This window comes from Alicyclobacillus acidoterrestris (genome assembly GCF_022674245.1).
Taxonomy (GTDB): Bacteria; Bacillota; Bacilli; order Alicyclobacillales; family Alicyclobacillaceae; genus Alicyclobacillus; species Alicyclobacillus acidoterrestris.
The window spans coordinates 2387017-2407140 of the sequence record NZ_CP080467.1 but is presented as its reverse complement, the minus strand read 5'-3'; the positions used below and the strand labels follow the sequence as shown (position 1 = coordinate 2407140).

Below are 20124 nucleotides of genomic sequence, written 5' to 3'. Positions count from 1 at the left end.
TGGCCCTTGACGGGGGCAACGCTATCGTTTTTTGCACTTTGACAACTGCATAAAGGAGGGGTGTACATGACCGTTGTACAAGCCATCATTATGGGCATTGTTCAAGGCGTGACGGAATTCTTACCCATCAGTAGTACAGGCCATGTGGTGTTGGTGGAAAAACTGTTGGGCATTCACGTGGACAGTGACACGCTGTTTATTCTCCTGCTACACCTGGGGACGCTCGCGGCGGTACTCTATGCCATGCGGCGCGAGGTCCAGTGGCTCATCAAGCACCCAACGTCGCGTATGACTTGGATGATTCTCGTGGCGTTGTTGCCGACAGCCGTTGTCGGGGCCATCTGCGAAGAGTGGTTTGAAGGTTTGTTCGATTCTGGCGTCACCATTGGGTTTGAATTCGTCATCACCGGCGTGGTTCTGTGGTGGATGGATAGCGTCGCAGCGGGCCACAAAAATGAGGAGACCATGACCGTCTCCGACAGCCTATGGGTCGGTACGCTGCAGGGAATCTCGATTCTCCCCGCGCTGTCGCGTTCAGGGTTGACCATTGCCGCTGGATTGTGGCGTGGAATGGACAGAGCGGCAGCCACCCGGTTTTCGTTTGTCTTGTCGATTCCGGCGATTCTCGGCGGGACACTGGTGAAATTGGACGATGTCCTGGAAGACCCTGCAGCGACGATGGCGCTGCCGTGGACGCAAATGATTATCGGTGCGATTGCCGCAGCGATTGCCGGTTATCTTGCAGTAAAAGGCACCAGCTGGTTAATTAAGAACAGCAAAATGCGGATTTTTGCAGTCTATACGTGGGCGGTCGCTGCATTTGTCCTGTATGATCAACTATTTGGACATCACTTTTTCCCTCCGCTCATCGGATAACTTGCCGTAGAAGGAAAGATCGGACTGTTTGGCGCTGGTACGTAGGTACAATCGTCACACAGTCCTTTTTTATGGAGGCAACACCGTGACACGTAAAAGCGGGAAGCATCTACGCTTCCCGCTATTCGCGCTTTTGTTCTTGTAGTCTTTGGGGTAGGGAATTACTTTATCCGGGTGTGAAAAGCAATAATCCGGACTCTGCGAACCATTAGAAGCCCTAGCGAAAGCACGAGTAGGCCGCCGACAATACAGAGCCACAACCCGACTGCGGACGATGAAACCTGCCAAAACGAGTGATTGCTCATGGCTTGGCCTACGCCAGTGACAGCCGGAATGTGTGCCATCGCCTGCGTTGCTTTTTGACCCATGCCAAGAAAATACAGAACAACGGTCGCCGCAGCCGCGAAAGCCGCCTGTAAAAACCGAGCAAGGAAATAGGGTAGCATGCGAATATCCGTATTGGTGAGGACACTGGCCACCTGTGCGTGTACCGCGAGGCCACTCCAGCCAATAATTCCGCTGACCAGCGCGAGTTTCTGTAACAGTGGACCGTCCACGCCCGCAACCTGAGCGCTCCCGATGTCTAACTCCAAGATACCTGCAATCGTCGGACTTACGAGACCGCCGTGGATGTGGAACAGGTGATAGATGACCGCAATCGGGGCACCGATGACACGCATCAGGCCACTCTTGCTCAAAATCTCAATGAATACCGCAAAGAACACAATCAACCCGCAAATCATGATTAAGGTCTGCATGGATTCAGTGACGGCGTTCCCTAACAACTTGCCGAACGGGCGACCGTCCTCTTCGCGGGCGCGGAGCATCTCTTGATACGCGCGAACAAAAATAAAACCTTGTGCGCGTTCCTTTGTGCGCGCCTGTACTTCCGCCAGATGATCTTTGTCGTTGCGGCCCCAAAATTTAAAGCAAATCCCGACGAGAAACGCGGAGATATAGTGCGAAATCGCGAGTAAACCGCCGACGGCCGGCGATTTGAACATCCCCACTGCGACCGCGCTCAACATAAACAAAGGATCAGCGGTGTTTGTAAAAGCCAACAGCCGCTCGCCTTCAACACGTGTACATTGCCCTGTCTCGCGGAAGCGAGAAGCGATCACAGCGTCCATTGGATACCCTGCGGCCAACCCCATCGACAGAGCAAACGCACCGACGCCTGGGACGCTAAATAATGGGCGCATCAAGGGTTCCAGCAAAACGCCAAGCCCCCTGACCACACCTAAGCCCATGAGAATTTCAGCCAATACGAAGAACGGGAGCAGAGAGGGGAAGACGATTTTCCCAAACACTTTTAAGCCCGCGATACCGGCTTGAAATCCCTCGGTGGGATAGACCACGAGCGCGATCGTAAAAATTACCGCAACTGCAATGAGCACTAGATTTAATAGCTGGCCCTTTTTGCCCCGGCTCAATCTCTTCACTCCTTGTCTTTACCAGATATACAAGCGACAGCTGGTCCGCAATTGTCCTTACCATGCTTATGTCCAAGCCGAACGTTTATGTATCACAAACAGACTCCGTTATAATGGGGTGGAGACGAGCAGACAAAGGAGTTTTTTCCACCGTGGACTTGAAAGATGTGCAAGAGCGGGTAGACGCGTATATCAGTCAATTCGTCGAAGGTTATTTTCAACCGATGACGCTGGTCGTGCGACTGACCGAAGAACTCGGTGAACTCGCTCGGGAAATCAACCATCATTACGGAGAGAAGCCCAAGAAAAAAGATGAGCCAGACGGGAGCATTGCCTTAGAACTGGGCGATTTGCTGTTCGTCATCACCTGTCTAGCAAACCGTCTAGATATTGATCTCAACCAAGCGTTCAACGACGTCATGCAGAAGTTTGAGACGCGCGATAAGTTTCGGTGGACGCGTATAGAGGACAGCCTGCCAAACGATTGATGGATGACACAAAACGCGACAACGATGTCGTCTGGACAACCGCACAAGACTTGGGCCAAGGTACAAACCATGCCGTGACCAACTTCGTACACTGGGACAGAGGTGGTCTATATGGCAGCAAAGCGGTTGATTCAGGCGGCATATGCGTATTTGTACATCGGGGATTTTGCCGAGGCGAAAGCCGCGTTTGAACGGGCCATTCAGGCGGAGCCGAACAACCCTCACGTCTATTTCTGCGCATCGGTCACCGCACACCGGAGTGGCGACTACGCGAGTGCCAAGGCGTACATCCAAAAAGCGATGAAACTGAGTCCTGGTGTACCGCTGTATGAGTCGTACTATGATGCAATTTGTGCATCGAGCGCAGTTGAAGAGGCGAAGTGGCGATATGTGGAAGGGTATGTCAGTGAGGCGATTTCTCTACTGAAAGAAGCGACCAGACAAGACCCGCTAAATGAAGACGCGCAAAACATGTTGGCGGAGCTCATCGCGTTACATTGCTCGTGGCGCGAAGGTGATGCACCAAGGGAGGATATAGATGAGTCAAAACACAGTTCGTATTGCAGTTGCGGGTGCAAAGGGAAGGATGGGTCGTGAAGCGGTGCGCGCGATTACAGCGACGCCTGATTTGACGCTAGCCGGCGTCCTCGTCCGCCACGTCGACGATGAAGTCCTGCACGATTTCGATACGAGTGCCTACGACGACGCCGCTCGGTTACTCGAAACCGAACAGCCGGATGTCTGGCTCGACCTGACAACGCCTGCGACGGTTGTCAATCACGTCAATCTTGCATTAGATCACGGCGTTCGCCCAGTGGTCGGCGCAACGGGCTACGGGGAGGAAGACTTGTCCCGTTGGGACGAGCTGGCTCGAACACGGGGCATCGGGGGCATCGCGTGCCCGAATTTTGCCGTGGGGGCGCTATTGATGATGCGCTTCGCCAAAGAGGCCGCAAAATGGATGGAAAAAGCGGAAATTATCGAGTTGCACCACGACCAAAAAAAGGACAAGCCGTCCGGCACGGCGCTTCGCACAGCGTTGGCCATGGAGACGGAGTACGAGGTACCCATACATAGTGTTCGCCTACCTGGCCTCGTCGCGCACCAAGAAGTGATCTTCGGGGGAACTGGGGAGATTTTAACGATTCGCCACGACTCTCTCAATCGTGAAAGTTTCATGCCTGGTTTAATTTTGGCGTGTCGGCGCGTCATGCAGCTGCGACAGATGGTCTACGGGTTAGAAAATTTATTGTGGTAGAAGGGTGGTGCGCGTGATGCGCATCGGCATTAGTTGTTATCCAACGATTGGCGGTTCCGGCGCCGTGGCGACGGAGTTGGGCAAAGCGCTCGCCAAGCGGGGTCATGAGGTCCATTTTATCGTGACCGATGTTCCTTTTCGCCTGGGCGCGTTTGTCGAGCACGTGTACATTCACGAACTGGATACGACAACCTATCCGGTTCTCCGAACACCGCCGTATGACTTCTCCCTGGCTGCGCTGATGGCGAAAGTCGCCGACGAGTACCAGCTCGACGTCATTCACGCGCATTACGCACTGCCATTCGCGGTTTGTGGTTTTCTCGCCCGGGAGATGGCCAAGCGTGACGTCAAAGTGGTCACCACGCTGCACGGCACAGACGTCACGGTGCTCGCCCAAGATACGAGCTTGAAAGAAGTCATTAAGTTAGGGATTGAAAAGAGCGACGCGGTGACCGCGGTGAGCCGCAGTTTAATTCAACAGACCCGCGAGTTGTTCGAGACCGACAAGCCCATCGAGTGCATTTATAACTTTATTGACACCAGTGTATTTCGTCCGCAGGTGGGGGAGAAAGTTCGCTCGTCGCTGGCTAAACCGCAGGAGCGGGTGCTGTTACACGTGTCGAACTTCCGACAAATCAAACGCATCCCCGACGTCATCGAGATCTTTGCTCGCGTTCGAGCGCATGTTCAGGCGCGGCTCTTACTGGTCGGTGAGGGACCTGAGTACAGTGGCGCTCGGCAACGCGTCCGCGAATTGGGGCTAGAGCCGTACGTCGAATTTCTCGGGAAGCAGGACGAAGTCGCCACATTAATCGCCGCAGCGGATGTACTGTTGCTTCCATCCGCAAAAGAGAGCTTTGGACTCGTCGCGCTTGAGGCGATGGCTTGTGGGATTCCCGTCATCGGATCGATTGCGGGCGGCATTCCAGAAGTGGTGGTCGACGGAGTCACCGGATTTTTGTCAGACGTGGGCGACGTGACGAAAATGGCCACGGATACGCTGCGCTTGTTGCAGGACGATAGACTTTACAACGATTTTTCGCAAGCCGCTCGCCGCCACGCGGAATCTCAATTCCACGTGCACGATAAGGTAGGCGAGTATGAGGCGCTGTACCGCCGCGTCTGTGGCATCTAAGGCGCATAACGAGGGGGTGAACCGATTGGCGAAACAGGAATGGTCGACACGCGACAAGATGCTCGAATTATTTATGTCGGCGCCTGATAGAACCATCTCCGGAGAACGATTGAGCGCGGCGCTCAACGTCTCGAGAACCGCGATTTGGAAACAAATCAAAGCGCTTGAACTGAACGGTTTTGAATTCTCGGCGACGCCGCGTGTGGGCTACCGAATGACGCGGGTACCAGACGAACTGATAGGGCCACTGGTATCCCCGCATCTCGACGAGGCCTGCCGTTTGGGGAGAAGGATTCTTTGGGCACCCGAGCGTACATCCACCAACGACACCGCTATCGAACTCGCGCATGACGGCGCTGTGCATGGACTGGTCGTGACGGCCGCCCGGCAGACAGGCGGACGCGGGCGACAGGGTCGCGTGTGGCAGTCGCCAGCTGGCGGCATGTGGTTTTCCGTACTCGTGCGCAACCCGTGCGCATTGTCGCAAGCAGGCGATTTGACGCTGCTTGCGAGTGTTGCAGTACACAGAGCGCTTCACGAGAGCGGTGTGGAGGCTGAGATCAAGTGGCCGAACGACATCTTGGTCGATGGTCGCAAAATTTGCGGCATCCTTGCGCAAATGCGGGCGGACGGTGAAACCGTAGACTATGCCGTCATCGGAATTGGCATCAACGCGAATTTCCATAGAGAAGCGCTGCCACCCGACGTTTTCGACCATGCCACCACCATTCTCACAGAATGTGGACAACCAGTAGACAGGCCTTTGCTACTCGCACGTATCCTCAACCAACTCGACGCGCTCTACAGCAACCTCGCACAAGGCGCAGGCGGGTTTGCTGCCGTGCGCGAAGAGTGGAAAACACACGCCCACACGTTGGGACGGACGGTACATGTCCGACTCGGAGACACGTTCATCACGGGCTATGCCGAAGATGTAGATGAGCGCGGTGTACTCTTGGTGCGTGATCACGCCGGTGTGCGACACGAATTGCACAGTGGGGAAGTGCTATTCTCCGCGTCTGAGAAATTGTAAGGTCGACAAACCACCGCATAATCTCTGTTCTGCCAACGGACGCTATCCCTATACAAAGGGGGCTTCATCCGTGCAGAATTTGGAACTGAAGGACATCGCAAACGCGGTTTTGCAAATCCGCGAGCAGGTCCCTGAGGCGGACGCTAGGACGAAAGAACGCATGCTACAAGATCTGGCCATGCTTCGTGAGTTGGCCACTTCTGTCCTCGATGCTTGGATGGAAGTCGACGATGTCATAGAGGAAACCATCCTCGAAATTGGCGAGGTGGAGCAAGCGGGCGATCTCGGTCAGGATGACGCAAGTAGCGCCGAAGCGCGCTCAGAAGCGTGGTCGGCCAGCCGAACCGAATCCCTCTTGCAGGGCCCAGTCGAAATCGCGCAAACTTGGTTCGACTTGTCCTTGAAAGTGGACTGTGCACTGCGCAGGGGCCTTGGGTATTTTGATTTGCGCATGTTTGATGAAGCTGCAGCGTCGCTTTCGGAGGCACTCGACGGCCAGGACAATCCTGCGGCACGCATCTATTTAGCGCTCAGCCATTTGGCTGCAGGTCGAATCGATCTCGCCGCTTCGCACCTCGCTTTTGCCCGGGACGCCGCGGCAGACGAGATGACGCTACAGGCGGTACTCGAAGTCGAGGTGCAACTGTGCGCAGCGAAGGAAGACTGGCATCAAGCGGTTCACGTATTGTATGAATTACTCAGCCTCGACCCGCACGAAGTTGACGTGTGGTACAACTTAGGGATTTGTCATTTGAAACTCTACGAGTTCGCCGCTGCGGAACGTTGTTTTGCAAAGGCGATGCGTACAGAGACGGTCGATGTCGAGGCCATCTTGTGGCGCGCGATGAGCCTCGTGTTGTCTGGGCGCGTAGACGAAGGGCGCGCTTTGCTCACCCACTCTGAGCAGATGGGCGAACAACTCGAACAACACGCGTTGCTGCGCGTCGTGCTGTATTTGTCCACACAACAAATGGATCTCGCGGAACAAACCGCAGGCTCCGTCATCATGAAATATCCGAATCAAGCAATCGGGTACGAGTTGCTTGCACTTTGCCGTGCCGTTTCACATCGACCGCGAGAGGCGATGATAGCGAGTAAACGTGCGCTGGCACTTCGCCCCGAAGGCTCACACGCGTTGACGTTGTTTGGCCTTACCAGCTACCTGTTAGGCGATTTTTCGCGGGCTAAAGCCGCACTCGAGGCAGCGGAGAAAAACGGGGACGCAAGTGCGCTGACACAAATTATTCGGGCGCGCATTGCGGCACTCGACGGTCAAACCGACGAAGCGCGGCGGCGGTTGGGGCAACTCGCTGAACACCCCGGTATGTACGCCAAGCGACTCGCGATTTTGTACCGAGGAATGCTCCATCTGCGCGAAGGCGAATCGGCGTTGGCGAATGCCGACTTCGAGCGGGCGGTGCACTTGGGGTTGCCGCCATCGGCCATTGCGGTCGCACGGGCTCATGTGGAGTCGGAAATCGAACAATCGGAAATGCAGCTTGAACGCTCGTAGGGAAGGCCATGTTTCTCCATGTCAGTCCGAAGCGAGGTTTGTTAGAATGTAGAAAGAGATTTTGGACTGGCCAGGAGGCCTAAACGTGAATTACGTCGTGATAGATATCGAAACCACCGGGCTCGACCCGATCCAACACGAAATCATCGAAGTCGGTGCGGTTCGCGTCGTCGATGGCGCGACGACCGACACCTTCCACGCGCTGGTGCGACCAGAGACGTCGATACCGAGTGAGATCACGCGTCTGACCGGCATTGATGACTTCATGGTCGCCGACGCCGAACCTGCGTCGACGGTTCTACCGAGACTACTGCAGTTTATCGGCGACGACACGCTCGTCGCGCACAACTTGCAGTTTGACCAGCCTTTTTTACAGCACCATGTCGACAAATTGGGATATACCCTCATCCAACCGGATGGATTGTGTACATTTACCTTATCTCGCGTGCTGTTTCCGACGCTGTCCTCCCATCGGTTGACTACTGTGGCAGAACATTTGGGCATCGTGCCAGAGTCAGCGCATCGCGCGCTGTCCGACGCCATGACCACGGCGAAAGTATTTTTACAGTTGACGGAACAGGTTCTGGCGCTGCCATATTTACTCGTCCAACAGTTGGCGCAACTCTCTGGGTTATATTCGCAGCGCACGAGCGATTGGCTGACTGAGCTGAGCCTCCATGTGATGGCGCAGAAGGCCGATACGATACCGGACGACTGCGAAGTTCGCGACGGGCTTCTGTATACAGCGCCGCCGCCGAGATCGGATGACGAAAAGTCAAAGCCCAGCACGTGGCCAGTGAAAGATGTCATCCAAGAAGCGTTGGCACTGCTCTCAGCCAACGGGCCATTAAGCGAATTCCTGCCCGGCTATGAGCCGCGTGAGGGGCAACTGCAGATGGCGGCCAAGGTCGGCGAGGCGCTGACCGCGCACAAACACGCGGTGATTGAAGCGGGCACAGGTACAGGTAAATCTATGGCGTATCTCATTCCGGCCGCGCTATATGCGAAAACGACCGGGGAGCGAGTGGTCGTCAGCACGCATACCATGGCGCTGCAAGACCAGATTGAGGAACGCGATTTCCCTACGCTGCTGCGATTGTTCGGGGGAGAATTATCGCTGGCGGTACAAAAAGGGAGAAAAAACTACGTGTGTCTGCGGAAAGTGCGCAATGAAGCGGGCACGCTGTCTGCACTGGCGAGTCCCGAAGACATCCAAGGCGTGATGGCGCTTTTGGTGTGGCTGTCGAGGACGAGCGAGGGCGTGCGTGAAGAGCTCTCCTCGAAATCAGTGGGCCTAGGATTGTGGGGGCGCGTACAGAGCGAGACGGAGACCTGTATCAACAAGCGCTGTCCGTTTTTCCGCCCATGTTACTTCTTCCGCGCAAAAACCCGTGCGCAAGCGGCAGAAATCGTCGTCACCAACCACTCGCTCTTACTGTCGGATTTGAAGACAGATCACCGCGTGCTGCCGAAGTACGAAGCGCTGGTCATTGACGAGGCCCACCATCTGGAAGAACAGGCGACCAAACACCTGGGCAACGAGGTGCACGCGGCACAAATCGCTGCTCTGGGACACCGGTTGAGCCGCGACCAGGGCAGAAATGGCATCATCAGGGACCTGTTAACCCGGTTTGAAACGTCACAGTCCCTGCCGTTCGCAATGGAGGAAAAACTGAAGCGCGCGCAGGAGTGGATTGCAGAAGTGGCGCAAAGCGCAGACGTCGCATTCGCAGTGCTTGGAAATATGGTGCCTGCGGGCAAAAACGAACTGCGGTTGACAGACGATATCTTCAAGCACCCGAGCTTTATTCAGTTTAGCGAACAGATGGCATCGCTGCGGGCGCCCATTCACGCGTTGCGCGAGTTAGTCAAAGGGCTGCAAGAGTGGGCCAAGACGGCGGCGACGGACGACGAAGCGGGGCGCATCCTCGACGCTGCAGGCTATCTCGATCAGTGGCTGCAAGGTGTCGAACTTTTAGAGGAAATGACCGTGCCGAGTGTGGAACGCGTGACGTGGATTGAACGGCGCGGTTACGGGCGCCCACGGTATAGCGTTCACACGGCGCCTATCGACGTCTCGGCGACACTTCGCACGCTGTTGTTCGACCCGTTGCCAGCGACCATACTCACGTCCGCGACGTTGTCGGTGCGCGGGCGCTTTGACTACACCATCAATCAACTGGGCCTGCGCGATACATTGGACGAGCAGCGACTCATCACGGGCATCGTGCCGTCGCCGTTTGACTATCCATCGCAAGCGCGGTTGTTCGTGCCAAACGACGTGCCGGAATTGGCCAAGATGAGTTCCGAAGAGGCAGCCACCTGGTTGACCGACTCGTTGTACCACCTCGCGGTTGCCAGTGGCGGGCGGCTGTTGGCGCTGTTTACCAGCCACCAGATGCTGCGGGAGACGGCCAAACACTTGCGCGCACCGCTGGCTGCGAAGGAGATTGCGGTGTTCGCGCAAGACGTGGACGGTAGCCGCACCGCGATGCTGGAGGCGTTTCGCAATAACCCGAGAAGCGTCCTCCTAGGGGCACAGTCGTTTTGGGAAGGCATTGATTTGCCCGGCGACCAACTCACCACGTTGGTGATTATTCGGCTGCCGTTTGCGCCGCCAAGCCACCCTGTGACAGAAGCGCGGCATGAACGCCTGACCAACTCCGGTCAGAGCCCTTTTTGGGTCGCTAGCTTGCCAGAGGCGGTCGTGCGGTTTCGCCAGGGGTTTGGGCGCTTGATTCGCACGCGCCAGGACAAAGGGGTGGTTGTCGTCTACGACAAGCGCATCATCACCTCGAAATACGGCGCCACGTTTATTCAATCGTTATCCGGCGTGCGTCCACGCGTCGCACCCGAACAAGATGTCCTCCGTCAAATTCGCTCATTTTTGACGCAATCTTCATGAGCGCAATCCGCATGGCGTAGTGTCTGCCAATCCACCCTAACCGACAGAGAGATCGGTTCGGAAAGGGTGGAGATGGCATGCACAGTATGTGGAAGGGTTCCATTAGCTTCGGCCTGATCAATGTCCCGGTTCGCATGTTTAAAGCCACAGAGTCGCAAAACGTTCGTTTTCGGCAATTGCACAAAGTCTGTAAAACCCCCATCCAATATCACAAAACTTGCCCGACGTGTGAGGTGGAGGTCGGTACAAACGACATCGTGCGCGGCTTTGAGTACGCCAAAGGGCAGTTCGTCGTGATTGAGGACGAGGAACTCGAGGCGTTGACCAAAGCTCGTTCGCAAACGCTGGATATCGTTCACTTCACACAAGCCCACGAAATCGATCCGGTCTATTACGACAACACCTATTACTTGGCCCCGGAAGCAAACGGGCGCAAAGCGTATACCCTGCTGGCGGAGGCGCTTGGCAAGACCGACCGGATCGCCGTTGCGACCTCAGTTCTTCGGCAAAACGAAAGCATGGCCTGCATCCGCATGAAGGATGGCGTTCTCATTTTGCAAACGCTGTTCTGGCCGGATGAAATTCGGCAAACCGGAGAACTTCCATTCGTTCACCAACCGCCAGAGGTCTCGCCCGACGAATTGGAGATGGCAGAGCGGCTGATTGAGCAGTTGTCGAAGCCGTTCGATCCCGCTGCATTTCACGACGAACGCCGCGAACAAGTGCAAAAGTTGGTGGAACAAAAGTTGGAGCACGCCAATCCCGAAGAACTGGCCCCGGCTGCGACAACACCGGCTGCGGACGTCATCAGCTTGATGGATGCCCTCCAAAAGAGCCTGAAAATGGCGGAACCAGCAGTGAAACGAAAGCGCACGTCGCGAAAGAAGTCTTCGTAATCAGCCATCATCAGCCATGCCAAACGACCGACATCACCCTGCAGACAATACTTTCGCGCGTTTAACCATTGGGGAGATTTGTTTCCCGAGTTTCGCTATAATCAAAGCACTAAGCGACTTTGATTTGATAAGGTGGAGACTTGGATGGACGCAAAATACGCAATTATTGGTGGCACCGGCGTCTACGAAGCCGGTGCTGTCGAAGAGGCTCGGGACGTGCAGATACATACACCCTATGGCGACGTGCAATTGACTGTGGGTACATACGGTGGACAACCTGTGGCGTTTCTCGCGCGCCATGGTCGCGCGCACGCGACGCCGCCGCACAAAGTAAACTATCGAGCCAACATTTATGCGCTAAAAGAAATCGGCGTCGAACAAGTTCTGGCGACCGCTGCAGTTGGGTCGCTCTTGCCTGGGATGCGACCGGGGGACTTAGTCCTAGTCGACGACGTGATCGATATGACAAAAAGCCGCATCAGTACCTTTTTTGATCAAGATCAGGTCGTGCATGTGGACATGTCAGATCCATACTGCACACGACTGCGCAAAAACTTGCAAACCACGGCGGAAAGTCTCGGCTACGCCATGCATTTTGGTGGCACGTACGTCACCGCAGAAGGGCCTCGCTTTGAGACGAAGGCAGAAATTCGCATGTTTCAGCGATTGGGCGGCAGTGTCGTCGGAATGACCAGCATGCCAGAAGTCGCACTGGCCAAAGAAGCAGAGCTGTGTTACGCCACCGTTTGCATGGTGACGAACTTCGCTGCCGGCATGACGACAAATGCCCTCACACACCAAGAGGTTGTCGATACGATGCAGCAGAATGTGGAAAAGATCCGCACGCTGTTTTACGAATTTATCCGCTCGGACGACGATACCCGCACTTGTCCTTGCCCGCACGCTGTGGGTGGTCAAGCGCCATTGCGACGGGAGGACGCGTAACCGTGCAAGCCATCCGTTGGCGCCAAGACGCGCTTGATTTGCTCGATCAGACCAAGCTTCCACAGGAAGAAATATGGCACACGTATCAAACCGCTCATGACGTCGCGCAGGCCATTCGCGACATGAAGGTGCGCGGGGCACCGGCCATTGGCACAGCAGGGGCGTTCGCCGTCGCCGTCGAGGCCAACCGCCTACAAGGCAGTAACAACCTGCGTGCGCAACTGCTACAAGCCGTCGCGCATTTGCGTCAAGCGCGGCCCACGGCCGTCAACTTGAACTGGGCAATGGACAGAATGGAGGCGGTCATCGCCGCCACCGACGACGATACCAAGCTGGCTGAAGCGCTGTATGCCAAAGCGCTGCAAATCGCACAGGACGATTTGCGTGTCAATCGGGCGATTGGCGACGCCGGTGCCGCGCTGTTCGAAACGGGCGTACGAATTCTCACGCACTGCAATACCGGTTCGCTTGCGACAACGGGTTACGGAACGGCGCTCGGGGTCATCCGATCACTGCACGCAAACGGTCAATTGACGCACGTCTTTGCGGACGAAACGCGCCCGTATTTGCAAGGTGCGCGCCTGACTGCTTACGAATTGCTACACGAAGGCATTCCGTTCGACATCGTCACCGACAGTATGGCAGGCCACTTGATGCAACAACAAATGGTCGACGCGGTGGTCGTCGGCGCGGACCGAATCGCCAAAAACGGCGACACGGCGAACAAAATTGGCACGTACGCGCTTGCGGTACTGGCCCGTTATCACGGCATTCCGTTTTATGTGGCAGCGCCCACGAGCACGATTGATCTAGCGACGACCTCCGGCGCCGACATTCCCATCGAACAGCGCAGCGCGCGTGAGGTGACCGAGATTTTCGGGCAATCCATTGCCCCCGTGGGCGCCACCGCGTTGCACCCAGCATTCGACGTGACGCCTGGAGAACTGGTCACGGGCATCATCACAGAGTTTGGGGTCGTGCGCGCGCCGTACGAAGAATCGTTGCCTGCGCTGTTAAAGGAGGAGTTTTAATTGAAAACCGTGATCGAAGTCGGCGGAGCGATTATTGATAAAGACACCGTCATTGCTGAACCGGTCTACTTGGTCTTGGACGGAGATATCATCGAACGATACGAGCGCGGCACGTACCCATGCGAGGGCGGCGAGCCCGTGAATCTTATCCGCAAGCCTAACCGCGTCGCGATTCCAGGTCTGGTGAATACGCACGGCCATGCGGCGATGACACTGTTGCGCGGGGCAGGGGACGACCTCCCGTTGATGACCTGGCTGAACGAACGGATTTTCCCATTGGAGGACAAGCTCACCGAGGACGCGATTTATTGGGGAACTCAACTCGCGGCTTGGGAGATGCTCGTCTCGGGCACGACGACCTATACGGACATGTATATGATGATGGATCACGCCGCAAAAGCCGTTGCAGAGTCTGGCATTCGCGCCGTCCTGTCCGTAGGCGTGGTCGGCTTTAACGACGTGTCCCGCGAAAACGGCATGCAGCGCAGCCGGTCGTTTCACGGTAACTGGCATCGTCAGGCATCCGGTCGCATCACGGTGACGCTCGGCCCGCACGCACCTTATACGTGTCCGCCGGATTACCTGACAGAAATTGCGGAACTGGCGAAAGAACTCGATGTGCCCATCCAGATTCACTTGAGTGAGACGCAAACGGAAGTCGTGAATTCGCAGGGAGATCACAGCCTGACGCCGATTGCGCTAGCCGAAAAAGTAGGCCTGTTTGACGTGCCGACGTTGGCTGCACACTGCGTGCACGTGACAGATGCGGATCTCGACATCATGGCGCGCCGCGGCGTGCGCATCGCGCACAATCCACAGAGCAATTTAAAACTGGGTTCTGGGATTGCACCGTTGCCCAAGATGTTGGAAAAGGGGATTGTCGTCGGCCTTGGAACCGATGGTGCGGCAAGTAACAACAATTTGGATATGTTCGAAGAAATGCGCCTCGCCGCGACGCTCCACAAAGGGGTCGCGCAAGACGCTGAGGTGATTCCTGCGGCAGTGGCTTTTGACCTGGCGACTGCGATGGGTGCAAAGGCGTGTTTCTTGGGCCAACTGCACGGAACCTTGAAACCGGGTGCCGCTGCGGACATTGTGTTACTCGATGCGGCGAGCCCACACTTGTTGCCACAGCACAATCTGTTGTCTAACGTGGTGTACGCCTGCGGTGCAGATGATGTTCGCGATGTCTTTGTCGCTGGCCGACAAGTGGTGTCCGGCGGGGAACCGCTGACCATCGACGTCGAACGCGTGCGCGCAGAGGTCGCCCGAATCAAGGAACAACTGGTAAAATAATTACAGCATCAGTTCGTCGGGATCGTCGTAATTCGGTGGGCGCAGCGCAGCACATTGGCGGCACCACCGCGACGTCTCCTCCGCTAAAACAGACAGTAAGAGTGCGCGTTCCAGTTGGTGAAATGGGGTATCCGCCTCCGCAAAATTCCGCTCTGCGGTAGGCCGATGGACTGTCATAACACCACCTCCCGCTGAAGTACTCCTAGTATAGGCGCAGCGCGCACCCGTATGTGACACGAATGATGGCAGGAGAGGAGACATTCCATGCGCATACTATTGAGCAATGACGATGGGATTCACGCAAAGGGCATCCAGACGCTGTGCCAGGCGCTGTGCCATCTGGCAGACATCTACGTGGTGGCGCCAAACCAAGAGCGGAGCGCGTCCAGTCACGGCATCAGCTTACATCGGACCATTGAAGTTCACGAACTCGAACTGCCAGGTGCCGTCAAAGCGTATGAGACCTCCGGCACGCCTGTGGACTGTGTCAAGTGGGCGTTGGCGATGTTACACCCGACCACCCCGTTCGATCTCGTCCTCTCAGGCATCAACGCCGGCGCCAACCTCGCGACAGACGTACTGTACTCTGGTACGGTGGCGGTGGCAGGCGAAGCGTCGCTGCAAGGCGTCAAGGCGATGGCGCTGTCGCAAGTGGGCCCGCCATTCGATTTCGAGCCTACCGTAAAGGCGCTGCTCGCCATGCTACCAAAGCTGCTGCAGTTGGAATTGCCAGCGGATACGTTCCTGAGCGTCAACTTTCCGCCGGATCCTGACCCGAAAAACGTCCGTTGGACCAAATTGGGTGTACGAAATTATCACGACAGCTTTCGCGTCGAACTAGACGAAAGCGGACAGCAGGTTTATCGTTATGGGGGAGACATCGTTGATGAACACGGGGATGGCGAAACGGACGTGACGGCCATCCGCGAAGGCGCGATTACCATCACGCCGCTGCGATATCGGTTCACGAATGAGGAATACTACGGTAAAATGCAATCATTCAAGCATTGACGGACGGTGGAATTGTGGAAACCAAGTTACACGTACTTGCGACGCATCGGTGTTCCAAGACAGAGGATTTGTACTTACTTGTGGATTTCTTGAATCGAAATCTCAAGGATAAGGACATCATAGTCGGGTTGTCCAAAGCAGAAGATCAAGAAGGTGTGATGCAAATCACGCTGTACCGGACAGATGTCGTATGAAGACCTGGAAGATATGGGCCATTACGGTGCCCATCATTCTTCTCATGCTGTGTTGTGCCGTGATCGCATGGTTGTGGCAAAACGTGTCGACGAACTGGGCGCCTGAAGAACAGGCCGCTCAGTACGTACTCGACCACACGCCAATCGACCACATCGACAGCTATCAGGTGTTTACGGCATCCGGACTGGAAGATGTGTTTCTCGGCACGGATACGTTTGGCCACAAGTGGTACGCGTTTTACATTCCGGCGAAACACACGGCCTACAGCGTGGGCGTCGACGAATTGGTTTCCGCAAAGAAAGTCGAACAGTCGTTGCTCCAGGACAATATACATACCGACACCTACAGCATTGGCTACGTGACTGGCGAAGCATCGAAGGCGCTGTCAGCGGAGTCAAGCACCAATGTGGTATATGAAGTTCGCGGCCGCGAAAACGGAAAGACGATCTTTGTGTATGTAGATGCCACCAGCGGCCATATACTTTGGCGATATCAATTGTCGGCATAGGTTAGTGAAAGTGGTAATATGTACTGTGAACATACGTTCGGTGCTCATGCTATACTAGGCATGAGCTTGTATGACATCTAAGGGAGGCGATTTACCTTATGTCTCGTGTTCGCCTCGTTCCAATCGTACTCATTGCCATCGTCGCACTTGCTGTGTTATTCGGCGGTTGGCAGGCGTACCAACACTTTAATCTACTCGGACCACTGAAAAAGAACCTGCAACAGGTGGAGGGCGTGCAAACGGTCGACATTCTCACCGGCAGCCCTGATGTGGTACAAATTCAACTCGGTCCGTTTTCCAAATTGAAGAACGGAGACTTGCAACAGACGTATGATGACATTACCAACCAAGTTTCGTCGAGACTCGGTTCTGGGGTCAAACTGCGGCTGTCTGACGACCGCAACGGCACGCTGTCGCAAGCGCTAGAAAGCTATACGCCAGTCCTGTTGGAGGGCATCCAAAAGGGCAATTACCGCGAGATGATTGCTCAGGTGACCCAAATGGCGAAACAACAACACATACAGTGCCGAATTACGATGGACGCGCAATTAAATACCTACATCCAACTCGAGAAGGGTAGCCACTACCTCTATACTGTCATGCCGTATCCCCCTATGCACCAAGGAGGTGCCTCATCTTGATTAAGGAATGGTTGATTGGTGTCGCCGTAGCGGTATTCGTATTCTTAGGGCTGTTACGAATCAATGTGTTGCCAATTTTGTTCCTCGTGGGCCTTGGCGTGCTGCTGTGGATTGTCATGGACCGCCGCAATGCTGCAACACCGGCGGCCAAAGATGCACCGGTGCGGCACGACATCACGTTTGATCAAATTGGCGGACAAGAGACGTCGAAGCACGAACTGAAGGAAGCGCTCGACTTTCTTCGCTATCGAGACAAGATTAAGACCCTGGGCATCCGGCCATTGAAGGGGATTCTCTTGACAGGCCCTCCGGGAACCGGCAAGACGTTGATGGCAAAAGCGGCTGCGACGTATACCGATTCTGTCTTTTTATCTGCTTCAGGTTCCGAGTTTGTCGAGATGTATGTCGGCGTCGGTGCGCAACGCGTCCGTGACTTGTTCCGCCGCGCACGCCAGATGGCGAAACGGGAGAACAAGGATAGCGCCATTATCTTTGTGGACGAAATCGACGTGGTTGGCGGTCGCCGTGGCCATCATAGCCATCAAGAATACGACCAGACGCTAAACCAACTCTTGACGGAAATGGACGGGATGAGCACGACCCAGTCGCCGTTCGTTCTGGTGATGGCAGCGACGAACCGGCCGGATATTCTAGACCCGGCGCTGTTGCGCCCTGGTCGTTTTGACCGGCAAATCAAGGTCGATTTGCCAGACAAAGAAGGCCGTCTGCATATTCTCCGCATCATGACAAAGGATAAACCAATTGCGGACGACGTCAATTTAGATCACATTGCACGGGAGACCTACGGTTTCTCAGGTGCGCAACTGGAAGCGCTCGTCAACGAAGCGGCGATTATCGCATTGCGCCAGGAGCGCGATAAAGTGACGCAAGAAATGTTCCGCGATGCGGTCGACAAAGTCTTGATGGGCGAAAAGACAGGCCGTCGACCGACGGATGAAGAATTGCGGCGCGTAGCCGTTCACGAGTTGGGTCACGCGATTGTCAGCGAGTTGATGCGCCCGGGCACGGTTTCTCACATCACTATCGCACCGCGTGGGAATGCATTGGGATTTGTCCGTCAAATTCCAGAGGCAGATCAGTATTTATACACCAAGCAACAACTGGAAGAACAAATTAACGTCGCGTTGGCAGGTTGTTTAGCGGAGGAACTCCACTATGGCAATCGCAGTACAGGCGCGCAAAATGACTTTGTGCAGGCGTCATCCCTGGCGCGGACCCTGGTGAAATGCGGGCTGTCGCGTCTGGGTATCGTCGATGAAGAACACTTGCCAGAACAGCTTCTCGAAAAGGAAGTACGCCATATTCTGGCAACCCAAGAGAACGTGACAAGGGATCTTCTGACGCCGTACAAGGACGACATCGAACGGTTTGCCGAACACGTCGTTCAAGAGGAAAGTGTGGACGGGAAAGAGTTCCGCAAATGGATGGAGACGATGCAGCCGCATTCTTTGGCCTCAGCCGCTGTATCTCACCCACACGTCAAACCTGAACTGACGCCTTCTGTGTAAGCAAAACGATGAAAGGGAGAGCCGAAAGTTGCCAATCCGGGTGACTTTCGGCTTCTTTTTACGATTGTGAGGCGTTTCCTCCCTTTGTTATAATCATTTTGATACGATGCTGACCTGGAGGGAAAGTTGTGAGTACGAAAACGACAATTGCCCGCGTGGGTGATTTTGCTGGACAAGCAGTCACGCTGGAGGGCTGGTTATACAACAAGCGTTCAAGTGGTAAAATCCAATTTCTTCAGGTTCGCGATGGTACAGGCTTCATTCAATGTGTCGCCGTCAAATCAGAAGTTGGCGAAGAGGTCTTTGCTGCATGCGATGCACTGTCGCAAGAATCGTCACTCCGCGTTACCGGATTGGTGCGCGCAGACGACCGCGCGCCGGGCGGTTATGAACTGACGGTTCAACATGTCGAAGCCATTCAGATATCCCACGAGTATCCAATTACGCACAAAGAGCATGGGGTAGACTTTTTGATGGAGCATCGGCACCTGTGGCTGCGCGTGCCAAGGCAACGCGCCCTTCTTCGCATTCGCGCAGAAGTCGAGCGGGCCGTGGCTGACTTCCTCGATGGCAACGGATTTACACGCGTCGATCCGCCGGCGTTGACGCCTTCCTCGTGCGAGGACACCACCGAGCTGTTTCAAACGCAGTATTTTGATCAGGAAGCATACCTGACTCAAAGCGGTCAAATGTACATGGAAGCTGCCGCGATGGCGCTCGGCAAAGTGTATTCTGCCGGCCCGGCCTTCCGCGCAGAAAAATCAAAGACTCGCCGACACCTCATCGAGTTTTGGATGATTGAACCCGAGATGGCGTTTGTCGAGCACGAGGAAAACCTGAAGATCCAAGAACAATTTGTCTCGCATATCGTGAAGCACGTGCTAAACCACTGTGAAAACGAGCTTCATACGTTGGGTCGCGACATCCAAGCGCTGTCGCGTGTCGAGGCGCCTTTCCCGCGCATGAGTTATGATGAGGCGATTGACTGGTTACAAAAGCACGATTTTGATATCCAGTGGGGAGATGACTTCGGCTCACCACACGAAACAGCTTTGGCAAACCAATTTGACCGACCGCTGTTTATCGAACGATATCCAACGGCCATTAAGGCGTTTTACATGCAGCCGGACCCCAATCGTCCGGAGGTCGTATTGTGCGCGGATATGCTTGCGCCAGAGGGATACGGTGAGATCATTGGAGGAAGCCAACGCATTCACGACTATGCGCTGCTCAAACAGCGTTTCGAAGAGCACAAGTTGCCTGAGGATACGTACGCGTGGTATCTCGATTTGCGGAAGTACGGTTCCGTCCCACACTCCGGATTTGGACTTGGGTTGGAGCGTACGATTGCGTGGATTTGCGGCATTGAACACATCCGAGAAGCCATCGCATTTCCACGGACGCTGTACCGTCTCTATCCATGATGTTGCG

General features: G+C 55.3%; 20 protein-coding genes. 18 read left to right on the top strand and 2 right to left on the bottom strand.

Going from position 1 to position 20124, the window contains the following annotated elements:
* Nucleotides 1–66: 66 nt before the first annotated feature.
* The gene (locus tag K1I37_RS11495) at nucleotides 67–876 is read left to right on the top strand and encodes an undecaprenyl-diphosphate phosphatase (RefSeq protein ID WP_021296769.1); all 810 of its coding nucleotides are present in this window, start codon (nucleotides 67–69) and stop codon (nucleotides 874–876) included.
* A gap of 161 nt (nucleotides 877–1037) precedes the next feature.
* Here the strand turns inward: K1I37_RS11495 and ylbJ are convergent, their stop codons facing one another.
* Entirely contained in the window at nucleotides 1038–2318 is a 1281-nt protein-coding gene (ylbJ, locus tag K1I37_RS11490; RefSeq protein ID WP_031218731.1) for a sporulation integral membrane protein YlbJ, read from the bottom strand.
* 143 nt (nucleotides 2319–2461) lie between these two features.
* On the opposite strand from ylbJ, the gene K1I37_RS11485 reads away from it, so the two are divergent.
* The 11 genes from K1I37_RS11485 to K1I37_RS11435 all read left to right on the top strand — a co-directional run bounded on the left by K1I37_RS11485 (nucleotide 2462) and on the right by K1I37_RS11435 (nucleotide 14809).
* Complete coding sequence (locus K1I37_RS11485) at nucleotides 2462–2797, top strand: nucleotide pyrophosphohydrolase (RefSeq protein WP_021296767.1); 336 nt, start codon at nucleotides 2462–2464, stop codon at nucleotides 2795–2797.
* Between the two features lie 111 nt (nucleotides 2798–2908).
* Nucleotides 2909–3394, top strand: a complete 486-nt coding sequence (locus K1I37_RS11480; RefSeq protein WP_021296766.1) for a tetratricopeptide repeat protein — start codon at nucleotides 2909–2911, stop codon at nucleotides 3392–3394.
* Nucleotides 3336–4055 carry a 4-hydroxy-tetrahydrodipicolinate reductase gene (gene dapB / locus K1I37_RS11475; protein ID WP_031218730.1) on the top strand — a complete coding sequence of 240 codons (720 nt, stop codon included), beginning with the start codon at nucleotides 3336–3338 and terminating at the stop codon, nucleotides 4053–4055. Before K1I37_RS11480 ends, dapB begins: the two co-directional genes overlap by 59 nt.
* Nucleotides 4056–4071: 16 nt before the next feature.
* Nucleotides 4072–5190, top strand: coding sequence for an N-acetyl-alpha-D-glucosaminyl L-malate synthase BshA (gene bshA / locus K1I37_RS11470; RefSeq protein WP_021296764.1), 1119 nt, complete (start codon nucleotides 4072–4074; stop codon nucleotides 5188–5190).
* Nucleotides 5191–5215: 25 nt separating this feature from the next.
* The gene (locus tag K1I37_RS11465) at nucleotides 5216–6223 is read left to right on the top strand and encodes a biotin--[acetyl-CoA-carboxylase] ligase (protein WP_021296763.1); all 1008 of its coding nucleotides are present in this window, start codon (nucleotides 5216–5218) and stop codon (nucleotides 6221–6223) included.
* A gap of 70 nt (nucleotides 6224–6293) precedes the next feature.
* Entirely contained in the window at nucleotides 6294–7736 is a 1443-nt protein-coding gene (locus tag K1I37_RS11460; RefSeq protein ID WP_021296762.1) for a tetratricopeptide repeat protein, read from the top strand.
* A gap of 85 nt (nucleotides 7737–7821) precedes the next feature.
* Entirely contained in the window at nucleotides 7822–10641 is a 2820-nt protein-coding gene (locus K1I37_RS11455) for a helicase C-terminal domain-containing protein (RefSeq protein ID WP_021296761.1), read from the top strand.
* Between the two features lie 77 nt (nucleotides 10642–10718).
* On the top strand, nucleotides 10719–11537 hold the full coding sequence (gene ku, locus K1I37_RS11450) for a non-homologous end joining protein Ku (protein WP_021296760.1): 819 nt from the start codon (nucleotides 10719–10721) through the stop codon (nucleotides 11535–11537).
* A 144-nt stretch (nucleotides 11538–11681) separates the two neighbouring features.
* Nucleotides 11682–12482 (top strand): S-methyl-5'-thioadenosine phosphorylase, encoded by an 801-nt coding sequence (gene mtnP / locus K1I37_RS11445; protein ID WP_021296759.1) that lies wholly within the window; start codon nucleotides 11682–11684, stop codon nucleotides 12480–12482.
* A 2-nt stretch (nucleotides 12483–12484) separates the two neighbouring features.
* Complete coding sequence (gene mtnA / locus K1I37_RS11440) at nucleotides 12485–13513, top strand: S-methyl-5-thioribose-1-phosphate isomerase (protein WP_021296758.1); 1029 nt, start codon at nucleotides 12485–12487, stop codon at nucleotides 13511–13513.
* A 9-nt stretch (nucleotides 13514–13522) separates the two neighbouring features.
* On the top strand, nucleotides 13523–14809 hold the full coding sequence (locus tag K1I37_RS11435; protein ID WP_236613886.1) for an amidohydrolase: 1287 nt from the start codon (nucleotides 13523–13525) through the stop codon (nucleotides 14807–14809).
* Here the strand turns inward: K1I37_RS11435 and K1I37_RS11430 are convergent, their stop codons facing one another.
* Nucleotides 14810–14986: a hypothetical protein gene (locus tag K1I37_RS11430; protein ID WP_021296756.1), complete on the bottom strand. Its 177-nt coding sequence runs from the start codon at nucleotides 14984–14986 to the stop codon at nucleotides 14810–14812. It lies immediately after the preceding gene.
* A gap of 87 nt (nucleotides 14987–15073) precedes the next feature.
* Here K1I37_RS11430 and surE point away from each other — a divergent pair, with 87 nt between their 5' ends.
* From surE to asnS, 6 genes are all read left to right on the top strand, one after another.
* Nucleotides 15074–15820 (top strand): 5'/3'-nucleotidase SurE, encoded by a 747-nt coding sequence (gene surE, locus K1I37_RS11425; protein WP_021296755.1) that lies wholly within the window; start codon nucleotides 15074–15076, stop codon nucleotides 15818–15820.
* A gap of 14 nt (nucleotides 15821–15834) precedes the next feature.
* Nucleotides 15835–16014: a YpmA family protein gene (locus tag K1I37_RS11420; protein ID WP_031218728.1), complete on the top strand. Its 180-nt coding sequence runs from the start codon at nucleotides 15835–15837 to the stop codon at nucleotides 16012–16014.
* A complete protein-coding gene (locus tag K1I37_RS11415; RefSeq protein WP_021296753.1) occupies nucleotides 16011–16523 on the top strand; it encodes a PepSY domain-containing protein in 513 nt (170 codons plus the stop codon). The genes K1I37_RS11420 and K1I37_RS11415 overlap by 4 nt, the downstream gene beginning before the upstream one ends.
* A gap of 98 nt (nucleotides 16524–16621) precedes the next feature.
* A complete protein-coding gene (locus tag K1I37_RS11410) occupies nucleotides 16622–17164 on the top strand; it encodes a hypothetical protein (protein WP_021296752.1) in 543 nt (180 codons plus the stop codon).
* Entirely contained in the window at nucleotides 17158–18693 is a 1536-nt protein-coding gene (locus K1I37_RS11405) for an AAA family ATPase (protein ID WP_031218726.1), read from the top strand. The genes K1I37_RS11410 and K1I37_RS11405 overlap by 7 nt, the downstream gene beginning before the upstream one ends.
* Nucleotides 18694–18821: 128 nt before the next feature.
* Complete coding sequence (gene asnS, locus K1I37_RS11400) at nucleotides 18822–20117, top strand: asparagine--tRNA ligase (RefSeq protein WP_021296750.1); 1296 nt, start codon at nucleotides 18822–18824, stop codon at nucleotides 20115–20117.
* Nucleotides 20118–20124: the final 7 nt, after the last annotated feature.

Bases quoted from the DNA above. Each gene is read 5' to 3' on its own strand.
- K1I37_RS11430 (WP_021296756.1), bottom strand. From the start codon at position 14,986: ATGACAGTCCATCGGCCTACCGCAGAGCGGAATTTTGCGGAGGCGGAT.
- K1I37_RS11410 (WP_021296752.1), top strand. From the start codon at position 16,622: ATGTCTCGTGTTCGCCTCGTTCCAATCGTACTCATTGCCATCGTCGCA.
- ku (WP_021296760.1), top strand. From the start codon at position 10,719: ATGCACAGTATGTGGAAGGGTTCCATTAGCTTCGGCCTGATCAATGTC.
- mtnP (WP_021296759.1), top strand. From the start codon at position 11,682: ATGGACGCAAAATACGCAATTATTGGTGGCACCGGCGTCTACGAAGCC.
- dapB (WP_031218730.1), top strand. From the start codon at position 3,336: ATGAGTCAAAACACAGTTCGTATTGCAGTTGCGGGTGCAAAGGGAAGG.
- bshA (WP_021296764.1), top strand. From the start codon at position 4,072: ATGCGCATCGGCATTAGTTGTTATCCAACGATTGGCGGTTCCGGCGCC.
- K1I37_RS11495 (WP_021296769.1), top strand. From the start codon at position 67: ATGACCGTTGTACAAGCCATCATTATGGGCATTGTTCAAGGCGTGACG.
- K1I37_RS11480 (WP_021296766.1), top strand. From the start codon at position 2,909: ATGGCAGCAAAGCGGTTGATTCAGGCGGCATATGCGTATTTGTACATC.
- surE (WP_021296755.1), top strand. From the start codon at position 15,074: ATGCGCATACTATTGAGCAATGACGATGGGATTCACGCAAAGGGCATC.
- K1I37_RS11415 (WP_021296753.1), top strand. From the start codon at position 16,011: ATGAAGACCTGGAAGATATGGGCCATTACGGTGCCCATCATTCTTCTC.